The following is a 456-nucleotide window of genomic DNA, read 5'->3' as shown; positions in this document are numbered from 1 at the left end:
ACGGCCGGACCGGGATGCGCGCCGAGAACGAGCAGCCGGTGGACGAGGAAGCCCGTGCGGCCCGCTTCGCGACGATCGAGCAGGCCGCCGGGGCAGCCGCGTCGGCCGGGGCTCGAGAAGGCCGGTCCGCCAGGTGACATCGGGCCGGGTGAGAAATCGGTGAGAAGCGGCACAACCGGGAACGCCCCCGGCTCCCCCGCTCGTCCTCCAGCGGGATGAACAAGACAATCAGGCGCGCTTCGGCCTTCTGTCTGCTCATGGTGCTCGCCCTGCTGGTGCGGGCGACCTGGGTGCAGGGCTACGAGGCCAAGGCGCTCGCGGACAACGAGCACAACCGGCGGAACACCATCGCGCAGTACGCGCATCCGCTCGGGGACATCATCGTGGCCGGTTCACCGGTCACCGGATCGAAGGGGACCAGTGGCGGCGACCTCCGGTACAAGAGGACCTACACAC

General features: G+C 69.7%; 1 pseudogene. It reads left to right on the top strand.

What is annotated here, in order from left to right:
* Positions 1 to 215 precede the first annotated feature (215 nt).
* A pseudogene (locus RNC47_RS36750) lies at positions 216 to 456 on the top strand (penicillin-binding protein 2); the annotation flags it as partial.

This window comes from Streptomyces millisiae (assembly GCF_031845425.1).
Lineage (GTDB): Bacteria > Actinomycetota > Actinomycetes > Streptomycetales > Streptomycetaceae > Streptomyces > Streptomyces millisiae.
Note: the sequence above shows the minus strand (reverse complement) of the source record. Positions and strands in the feature narration are given on the sequence as shown.